Below are 1046 nucleotides of genomic sequence, written 5' to 3' on the forward strand. Positions count from 1 at the left end.
CGTTGCTCGATGATGTGCGCGCTCCAGCCCGAGGTGCGCGAGATCACGAAAAGCGGCGTGAACATGGCCGTGGGCACGCCCATCATGTGATAGGACACGGCGCTGAACCAGTCGAGGTTCGGGAACATCTTCTTCGCGTCCCACATCACCGTTTCGAGCCGCTCGGCGATATCGAAGAGTTTGGTATCGCCTGCTTCTTTCGACAGCTTCTTGGCCACTTCCTTGATGACCTTGTTGCGCGGATCGGAGAGCGTGTACACAGGATGGCCGAAGCCGATCACGACTTCCTTGTTCTCCACGCGGCGCTTGATGTCGGCTTCGGCTTCGTCCGCCGTCTGATAGCGCGACTGAATCTCGAAGGCCGCTTCGTTCGCGCCGCCGTGCTTCGGGCCGCGCAACGCGCCGATCGCGCCGGTGATCGCCGAATACATGTCGGAACCCGTGCCCGCGATCACGCGCGCCGTGAACGTCGATGCGTTGAACTCGTGCTCGGCGTAGAGATTGAGCGAGACGTGCATCGCGTCGATCCACGACTTCGACGGCTCCACGCCATGCAGCAGATGCAGAAAGTGCCCGCCGATGGAATCGTCGTCGGTTTCGACTTCGATGCGCTTGCCGTTGTGCGAGTAGTGATACCAGTAGAGCAGCATCGAACCGAACGAAGCCATCAGGCGATCGGCGATATCCTTCGCGCCCGGCACGTTGTGATCGTCCTTCTCCGGCAGGATCGTGCCGAGCACGGACGCGCCGGTGCGCATCACGTCCATCGGATGCGCGGACGCGGGAATCCGTTCCAGCGCGGCCTTCAGATTCGCGGGCAAGCCGCGCAATGCCTTGAGCTTCGTCTTGTATGCCTTCAATTCGGCCGCGTTGGGCAGCTTGCCATGCACGAGCAGATACGCGATCTCTTCGAATTCGGAAGTCGTCGCGACATCGAGAATGTCGTAGCCGCGATAGTGCAAATCGTTGCCCGTTTTGCCGACCGTGCACAGCGCGGTATTGCCCGCCGTCACACCGGACAGCGCGACGGATTTCTTCGGCTTGAA

1 protein-coding gene is annotated in these 1046 nt (G+C 61.1%); it reads right to left on the minus strand.

The annotated features are described in order from the left end of the window. A partial coding sequence (gene prpC / locus NCS28_RS32940) for a bifunctional 2-methylcitrate synthase/citrate synthase (RefSeq protein ID WP_250517957.1) occupies window positions 1-1046 on the minus strand: 1046 nt, incomplete at both ends.

The sequence above is a fragment of the Caballeronia sp. INDeC2 genome (assembly GCF_023631325.1).
Classification (GTDB): Bacteria; Pseudomonadota; Gammaproteobacteria; order Burkholderiales; family Burkholderiaceae; genus Caballeronia.